Source organism: Micromonospora sp. NPDC004540 (genome assembly GCF_040610095.1).
In the GTDB taxonomy this organism is placed as follows: domain Bacteria; phylum Actinomycetota; class Actinomycetes; order Mycobacteriales; family Micromonosporaceae; genus Micromonospora.
Genome location: NZ_JBEXLR010000172.1, coordinates 1 through 6,097 on the forward strand (window position 1 = coordinate 1; position 6,097 = coordinate 6,097).

At 75.8% G+C, this 6,097-nt stretch carries 10 protein-coding genes; 8 read left to right on the forward strand and 2 right to left on the reverse strand.

What is annotated here, in order from left to right; all coding sequences use genetic code 11:
• Positions 1-16 precede the first annotated feature (16 nt).
• The 5 genes from ABZV78_RS30975 to ABZV78_RS30995 all read left to right on the forward strand — a co-directional run bounded on the left by ABZV78_RS30975 (position 17) and on the right by ABZV78_RS30995 (position 1,678).
• Positions 17-169, forward strand: a complete 153-nt coding sequence (locus ABZV78_RS30975) for a hypothetical protein (protein ID WP_355644298.1) — start codon at positions 17-19, stop codon at positions 167-169.
• Entirely contained in the window at positions 166-687 is a 522-nt protein-coding gene (locus tag ABZV78_RS30980; RefSeq protein WP_355644299.1) for a DUF2087 domain-containing protein, read from the forward strand. The genes ABZV78_RS30975 and ABZV78_RS30980 overlap by 4 nt, the downstream gene beginning before the upstream one ends.
• A gap of 59 nt (positions 688-746) precedes the next feature.
• On the forward strand, positions 747-923 hold the full coding sequence (locus ABZV78_RS30985; protein WP_355644301.1) for a hypothetical protein: 177 nt from the start codon (positions 747-749) through the stop codon (positions 921-923).
• 30 nt (positions 924-953) lie between these two features.
• The gene (locus tag ABZV78_RS30990; protein WP_355644303.1) at positions 954-1,178 is read left to right on the forward strand and encodes a hypothetical protein; all 225 of its coding nucleotides are present in this window, start codon (positions 954-956) and stop codon (positions 1,176-1,178) included.
• Positions 1,179-1,252: 74 nt separating this feature from the next.
• Positions 1,253-1,678: an Hsp20/alpha crystallin family protein gene (locus ABZV78_RS30995; RefSeq protein ID WP_355644305.1), complete on the forward strand. Its 426-nt coding sequence runs from the start codon at positions 1,253-1,255 to the stop codon at positions 1,676-1,678.
• Positions 1,679-1,729: 51 nt separating this feature from the next.
• Here the strand turns inward: ABZV78_RS30995 and ABZV78_RS31000 are convergent, their stop codons facing one another.
• Complete coding sequence (locus tag ABZV78_RS31000; protein WP_355644306.1) at positions 1,730-2,776, reverse strand: YafY family protein; 1,047 nt, start codon at positions 2,774-2,776, stop codon at positions 1,730-1,732.
• Positions 2,777-2,897: 121 nt separating this feature from the next.
• On the opposite strand from ABZV78_RS31000, the gene ABZV78_RS31005 reads away from it, so the two are divergent.
• Complete coding sequence (locus ABZV78_RS31005; RefSeq protein WP_355644308.1) at positions 2,898-3,893, forward strand: tyrosine-type recombinase/integrase; 996 nt, start codon at positions 2,898-2,900, stop codon at positions 3,891-3,893.
• 71 nt (positions 3,894-3,964) lie between these two features.
• Positions 3,965-4,810, forward strand: a complete 846-nt coding sequence (locus ABZV78_RS31010) for an LLM class flavin-dependent oxidoreductase (protein WP_355644309.1) — start codon at positions 3,965-3,967, stop codon at positions 4,808-4,810.
• Positions 4,811-4,814: 4 nt separating this feature from the next.
• Here the strand turns inward: ABZV78_RS31010 and ABZV78_RS31015 are convergent, their stop codons facing one another.
• Positions 4,815-5,216: a helix-turn-helix domain-containing protein gene (locus ABZV78_RS31015; RefSeq protein ID WP_355644311.1), complete on the reverse strand. Its 402-nt coding sequence runs from the start codon at positions 5,214-5,216 to the stop codon at positions 4,815-4,817.
• Between the two features lie 90 nt (positions 5,217-5,306).
• Between ABZV78_RS31015 and ABZV78_RS31020 the strand changes: the two genes are divergently transcribed.
• Positions 5,307-6,097: NAD(P)H-binding protein (locus tag ABZV78_RS31020; RefSeq protein ID WP_355644313.1), on the forward strand; the 791-nt coding region annotated here is incomplete at its 3' end.

Sequence of the window (6,097 nt, forward strand, 5' to 3'; positions counted from 1 at the left end):
CCACCGAGGATCCGACGTGAGGACGATTCAGGCGTACCGGTTCGCCTTGGACCTCACCCCGGGTCAGGAACGCGCGGTGAACGCGCACGTGGGGGTCGGGCACGGCCGCCGGCGCGGCGGAAAACCCCTGGCCGCCCGGCAGTGGGCGCTGGCAGGCTGCCGGTCATGAGCTCACAGGCCCTCGCGGGGGCGCTCGCCGACGAGCGCCGCCGCGCCGTGTTCGCCGCGATCGTGCTCGGCGCCGGGGACGTCCCCGCCGTCGTCTCCCGGACCGGGCTCTCCGCCCGCGACGCCGCCACCGCGGTGCGCCGGCTCACCGACGTCGGCGTGCTCACCGACGACGGGACCGGACTACGGGTCGACGGCGAGCGGCTGCGGGACTTCGCCCGCGCCGGCGGTCCGCCCGCGCCGGCCCCCGCGCGAGACCCGCGCGAGACGATCCTGCGCACCTTCCTCCGGGACGGGACGCTGACCCGGCTGCCCGCCCAGCGCGGCCGCCGCCGGGTGCTGCTGGAGCACATCACCGAGCGCTCGTTCGAGCCCGGCGTGCGATATCCGGAACGGGCCGTCGACGACGCGCTGCGCCGGTGGTGCGAGGGCGGCGGGGCCGACCACGTCACGCTGCGCCGTTACCTGATCGACGACCGGCTGCTCGCCCGCGACCACGGCGTCTACTGGCGACCCTGAGCCGGAAAGCGTTGATCGGCCGGTGAGAATCGGGCGGTGAACACCTGGAGCACAGGGCGGTGCTGCACGCGTACCTGGCCGAGAATGGTCCGCCGCTGGCACGCCGTCCCGAGCAGCCGGGCGAGGTGACGACCACCCTCGCCGGGTCGCCGAGCCACGACCTCACCCCGCCCACCGGCCTGCTCCTCCTGGCCCGCCGCGACGGGGTCCTGGCCGGCCGCGCCGGGCTGCGCTGACCCGGGTCCACGTGCGCCCGGCGCACTGCGATGCCGGCGGCGCCGCCGCCCTGCTGGCCGCCGTCGAGGCGCACCCGCGACGCCGGGGCAGAGCGGACCCGGCTGGACACCCGCACCGACCTGGTCGAGGAGCGCGCCCTGGACGCCCGCAACGGCTACCGGGAGATCCCCGCCTTCAACTCCGGACCGTACGCCCAGCACTGGTTCGAGAAGCTGCTGCCGGCCCGGGTTGACGACGCCGCCGTGCCGCGCTAAAACAAGAAATCGAGGACTTGAGTCGTCCCGACTCAACTTGAACCTTCGGCCAGGAGAACCGAGGAGGCACGGCCATGTTGATGCGTACCGACCCGTTCCGTGAGATCGACCGGCTCGCCGAGCAGTTCTTCGGCACCACGGCCCGGCCGGCGGTCATGCACCTCGACGCCTACCGGGACGGCGACTACTTCTACGCCGCCTTCGACCTGCCCGGCGTCGATCCGGACAGCATCGACTGCACGGTGGAGCGCAACGTGCTGACCGTCCGCGCCGAGCGGCGCCGGGCGCACGGCGACAACGTCGAGATGGTCGCGGCCGAGCGGCCGATGGGCACCTTCACCCGTCAGCTGTTCCTCGGCGACACCCTCGACACCGACAAGCTGGAGGCCGGCTACGACAACGGGGTGCTGACCCTGCGCATCCCGGTCTCCGAGCGCGCCAAGCCCCGCCGGATCGCGGTCACCGCAGCCGGCAACGGCCGCCGCGAGATCAGCGCCTGACCGGGCGCCGGCGGGGGAGATCAGCGCCTGACCGGCCGCCGGCGGGGGAGATCAGCGCCGGCGTCGACGGGCCGTGGTGGCGGGGGTGGCCGGGGAAGCGGCCGCCCCCGCCGGCGGCTCCGGGGCGGCCGGGTAGAGCCGGGCCAGGGCGTGTGCGGTGGCGGTGAGGTGGTCCCGCAGCTCGGCCGGCTCCAGCACCTCCACCTCCGCGCCGAGCTTGAGCAGCTCGGTGTGGGCGTGCTTCACCGATTCGATCGGCACGGTGGTCTCCAGCCAGCCGTCCGGGCCGGGCTCGCCGGCGGCCGCCCGGGCCGCCCGGCTCATCTCCGGTGGGAAGACGTACGGCATGAACTCCAGCGCGGCCACGGTCAGCCGGATCCGCGCCTGGTCGCGGTAGACGTCCCGCTCGTAGCGCTCGGTCCACTCGCGCCAGTAGTCGGCCAGGTCGAAGTCGGTGGGCCGCTCGTGGCGCTCGTCGGAGACCGCCACGTCGAGGACCGCGCCGACCCGGTAGGTGCGCACCTGCTCGTCGCAGCGGGCCACGAGATACCACCGACCTGCCTTGAGCACCACGCCCAGCGGGGCGACCACCCGGGTCACCTCGCGCGGCGCGCGCCAGCGTCGGTAGCGCATCTCCACGACCCGGTCCTCCCACACCGCCCGGGCCAGCGCGGCCAGGTGGGGGGTGGCTTCCGGGTGCCGGAACCAGCCCGGCGCGTCGAGGTGGAACCGCTGCCGGGCCCGGCCACCGCGGTCGGCCAGCTCGTCGGGGAGCGCGGCGAGCAGCTTCAGCTCGGCGGCCGCCACCACCGGCCCGAGACCCAGGTCGGCGGCCGGGCCGGGCATGCCGGCCAGGAACAGCGCCTCGGCCTCCGGCGCGGTGAGCCCGGTCAGCCGGGTCCGGTAGCCCTCCAGCAGCCGGTAGCCGCCGGCCGGGCCGCGGTCGGCGTACACCGGGACGCCGGCGGCGCCGAGCGACTCGACGTCCCGGTAGACGGTCCGGACCGACACCTCCAGGGCGCCGGCGAGCTCCTGGGCGGTCATCCGGCCCCGGGTCTGCAGGAGCAGCAGCAGGGAGACCAGGCGGCTGGCACGCACGTCGTGACGGTATCCCGCGCGGGGTGACCGGCGACGACCCGCGGCCGATGGAGGAGTCAGGGTGAGATCGGTCGGGCGCGCCTCGTCGCGAATCGCCCGGTCGGCTGAGAACCTTTCTCGCATGCTGCGTCCCGAGGTGCTGCCCCGCGCGTCGGCCCGTGCCGCCCTACCCGGCGGCGGGCCGACCGACTTCACCGAGGCGTGGCTGCGCAACCGGCGGCTGTCCGAGCACACCCGCGACGCGTACCGGCGGGACATCACCGGCTGGTTGAGCTGGTGCGCCGGCCGGGACCTCGACCCGCTGCGCGCCAGCTTCCTCGACGTCAACGCCTACGGGCGGGAGCTGGAGTCCACGCCGGGTGGGCGGGGCGGCCGGCCGCTCACCCCGGCCACCGTGGCCCGCCGCCTGTCCGCCCTGTCCAGCTGGTACGACTTCCTGGTCAAGCTGCGCGCGGTGGAGGCCAACCCGGTCGCCGCCGCGGACCGTCCCCGGGTCGACCGGGACCACTCCGCCACGGTCGGGCTCACCCCGGACGAGGTCGACGCGCTGCTCGCCGCCGCCGAGGCGGAGATCGGGCCGACCGCCGCCCGCAACCGGGCCGCCCTCGCCCTCCTGGCCGACCTGGGACTGCGGGTCGGCGAGCTGGTCTCGCTGGACCTCGCCGACCTGGGCACCGAGCGGGGGCACCGCAGCATCCGGTTCGTCGGCAAGGGCGGCAAGGTCCGCCGGCGGGCGCTCACCCCCGGCACCGCGTACGCGATCGACGCCTACCTGGCGGCACGGGCCGCCGCCCAGGGGATGGCGGTGCCCGAGCTGACCGGTCCGCTGCTGGTCACCGCGACCGGCGGACGGCTGGACCGGCACGCGGTGTTCCGGCTGGTGCGCCGGCTCGCCCAGGCCGCCGGGATCCCCGCCTGGGCGAGCCTGTCCCCGCACTCGCTGCGGCACGCGTTCGCCACCACGGCCCGCGCCGAGGGGGTGCCGCTGGAGGACGTCCAGGACGCCATGGGGCACGCCGACCCGCGGACCACCCGCCGCTACGACCGGGACCGCCACAACCTGGACCGCGACCCGGCGTACGTGATCTGGGCCGCCCGGGCCCGCCGGCGCGGATAGTCGTCCGCCGCGAGCCTTCTCCGACAAGGGCGGGCAACCTGACCGTCGTACCCGGACCGTAGGGTGCCGGAATGCGACACGGGCTGGAGATCTGCTGCGGAGGCCCCTCGGTCACGGTGTCGGACCTCGTCGCGCTCGGCGAGCTTGCCGAGCGGGCCGGCTGGGACGGGGTGTTCCTGGAGGACTACCTCATCCACCACGCCGGGGACGACCCGCCGACCTGGGACCCCTGGCTGGTGCTGGCGGCGGTGGCCGGGCGCACCGACCGGATCCGGCTGGGCACCACGGTGACCGCGCTGCCCCGGCGCCGCCCGGCCAAGCTGGCCCGCGAGGTGCTCACCCTCGACCACCTCTCCGGCGGGCGCGCCGGGGTCGCGGTGGGGGTCGGTGACCCGGCCGACCGCGGGCTCGCCGCGTTCGGCGAACCGACCGACCTGAGGACCCGCGCCGCGATGCTCGACGAGGGCCTCGACCTGCTGGTCGGGCTGCTCGGCGGCGAGCGGGTCACGCACCGGGGCGAGCACTACCAGGCCGACGCGGTGGCCCTGCGCCCCGCGCCGGTGCAGTCGCCCCGGGTGCCGGTCTGGGTCGGCGGCAGCACGCAGGCCGCGGCGGTGCTGCGCCGGGCCGCCCGCGCGGACGGCATCGTGCCCTACAAGCTGACCGACACCTCCGGCTGGTCCGACTTCACCCCCGACGAGGTGCGCGACCTGGTCGCCGCGCTGCCGGCCACCCGCGCCGACGGGCAGCCGTTCGACGTGGCGATCGGCGGCCGGCGGCGGCGCCCCGACGAGCGGGCCGAGCGGGCCTACCTGGCGGAGCTGGCGGCAGCCGGCGCCACCTGGTGGCTGGAGTACGTCCCGGCCGGCGACCCGGCCGAGATGCGGGCCGCGGTCGCCCGGGGCCCGCTGCGCTGACCCGTCAGCGCCCGCGCGGCGGCCGCTGTCTGGCGTCGTAGTCCTGGCGGGCCTGCTCGACCCGGTCGAGGTGGCCGGCGGACCACTCGGCCAGGCCGGCGAAGAGCGGGGCCAGGCTGCGCCCCAGCTCGGTGATCTCGTATTCGACCCGGGGCGGGACCTCGGCGTGGTAGGTGCGCAGCACCAGGCCGTCGCGTTCGAGCTGCCGCAGCCGCTGGGTGAGCACCTTCGGGGTGATGGTGACCAGGCGGCGTTCCAGCTCGACGAAGCGCTGCCGACCGTGCTCGTGCAGGGTCCAGAGGATCGGCGTGGTCCAGCGGCTGAACACGAGGTCGACCACCGGGGCGATCGGACAGGCCTGCTCCGGGTCACCGCCCGTCCGCGACTGCCAGGTGGCGCTGCTCACAAACCCTCCCGACGCCGTTACTTTCCTCTAGGTACCTACTATACGCAGGCGATTACCGTGCTCCACATCGCACACCGAGAGGGGCACATCATGATCGTGGTTACCGGAGCGACGGGGAACGTCGGACGGCCGCTGGTGCGGGCGCTGGCCACAGCGGGCGAACCGGTGACGGCCGTGTCGCGGCGTGTCTCGGCGGCCGACCTGCCGACCGGCGTACGGGCGGTCCGCGCGGACCTGAGCGACCCGACCGGGCTGAAGGCGGCGTTCGACGGCGCCGAGGCGTTGTTCCTGCTGTTCACCGGCGAGCAGTTGACCGGCGCCGCCGACCCGGCCGCCATTCTCGACACCGCGCGGCGGGCCGGCGTACGCCGGGTCGTGCTGCTGTCCTCGCAGGGCGTCGCCACGAGACGGCATCCGCCGCAGCAGGAGGAGGCGGTCCGGGCGTCCGGGCTGGAGTGGACGCTGCTGCGACCGGGCGGCTTCCACTCCAACACCCTCGCCTGGGCACCCGGCATACGCGCCGGACGGGTCGTGCACGCGCCGTTCGGCGACGTGGCACTGCCCACCGTCGACCCGGCCGACATCGCCGAGGTGGCGGCCCTCGCGCTGCGCGACGGCCGCCACGCCGGCGGCACGTACGAGTTGACCGGGCCGGCGGCGGTCTCGCCGCGGGAGCAGGCGGCGGCGCTCGCGGCGGCGCTCGGCGAGCCGGTCCGGTTCGTCGAGCAGACCCCGCGGCAGGCGCGGGAGCAGATGCTGGCGTTCATGCCGGCGTCGGTGGTGGCGGCGACGCTGGACATCCTGGGCCGGCCGTCGCCGGCCGAGCAGCGGGTCAGCCCGGACGTCGCGCGGCTGCTCGGCCGGGCGCCGCGCGGCTTCGC

Excerpts from the sequence above, each read along its gene's own strand:
- ABZV78_RS30980 (WP_355644299.1), top strand. The coding sequence starts at position 166 with ATGAGCTCACAGGCCCTCGCGGGGGCGCTCGCCGACGAGCGCCGCCGC.
- ABZV78_RS30995 (WP_355644305.1), top strand. The coding sequence starts at position 1,253 with ATGTTGATGCGTACCGACCCGTTCCGTGAGATCGACCGGCTCGCCGAG.
- ABZV78_RS30990 (WP_355644303.1), top strand. The coding sequence starts at position 954 with ATGCCGGCGGCGCCGCCGCCCTGCTGGCCGCCGTCGAGGCGCACCCGC.
- ABZV78_RS31005 (WP_355644308.1), top strand. The coding sequence starts at position 2,898 with ATGCTGCGTCCCGAGGTGCTGCCCCGCGCGTCGGCCCGTGCCGCCCTA.
- ABZV78_RS31010 (WP_355644309.1), top strand. The coding sequence starts at position 3,965 with ATGCGACACGGGCTGGAGATCTGCTGCGGAGGCCCCTCGGTCACGGTG.